The organism is Burkholderia alba (genome assembly GCF_034721475.1).
GTDB lineage: Bacteria > Pseudomonadota > Gammaproteobacteria > Burkholderiales > Burkholderiaceae > Burkholderia > Burkholderia alba.
The window spans coordinates 1-962 of sequence record NZ_JAWJWL010000144.1 but is presented as its reverse complement, the minus strand read 5'-3'; the positions used below and the strand labels follow the sequence as shown (position 1 = coordinate 962).

Here is a 962-nt window from a genome sequence, read left to right as displayed (position 1 = left end):
GGTTGTCAGGTGCTCGATGTCGGAACCGTGCGGGATGCCAGTGGCAAGCCTTCGAGTACGGACGATGCATCGGTGCCCGATATTCCTGCCTCATTGCACCCGGATCAGCTGGCATACGTGCTGTACACGTCGGGATCGACCGGCAGGCCGAAGGGCGTGGGCGTGAGTCACGGCGCGTTGTGGACTCACCTGCAGGACTTCCTCGATACCTATCGGATCAGCGCTCAAGACACGGTGCTGCACTCGTCGACGATCAACTTCGACGTGGCGCTGCACGAGACGCTGCCGGCGCTGCTGCGCGGCGCGACGGTCGAGATGCGCGGTGTTCAACCGTGGGATCTGCAAAGCCTGAGCGATCGGCTGGTCGAACGTCAGGTGACGTTCGCGCGGATTCCGACCGCGTTGTGGCAGCAATGGCAGCGACACGCGCCGGCCAGGGATCAACTGGCGCTGCGCCAAGTGACGGTCGGCGGCGAAGCGCTGCCGGGCGATGCGTTGCGGCGCTGGCAGGAAGGCCCGCTGACGGATATCCGGTTGGACAACCTGTACGGCCCGACGGAAACGACGGTTGCGGCACTGTACCGGGCAACGCAAGCCTCGGACGCGCAACAGGTGACGGTGCCGATCGGCCAACCGTATCCGGGCCGCACGGCGCGCGTGATCGACGCATTCGGAGATGAGGCGCCGGCAGGCGGCTTGGGCGAACTTTGCATCGGCGGTCCGACGGTGGCACGGGGTTATCTGGGCAGAGCCGGCCTGACGGCCGAACGATTCGTGCCGGACCCGTACGGCGAGCCGGGATCGAGGCAATACCGCAGCGGCGACTTGTGCCGGATGAGGGTGGACGGCACGGTGGAATTCCTGGGCCGACTGGATCAGCAGGTGAAGCTGCGCGGCCAGCGGATCGAACTGGGCGAGATCGAAGCGGTGCTGAGGCAGTGCGCGGGCGTACGCGAAGCGGC

Annotated in this window: 1 protein-coding gene; it reads left to right on the top strand. The window is 66.5% G+C overall.

Features of this window, described 5'->3' with window-relative positions:
* Positions 1 to 962 (top strand): AMP-binding protein (locus tag RZR99_RS32900; RefSeq protein ID WP_323123838.1); only part of this gene is annotated, 962 nt, incomplete at both ends.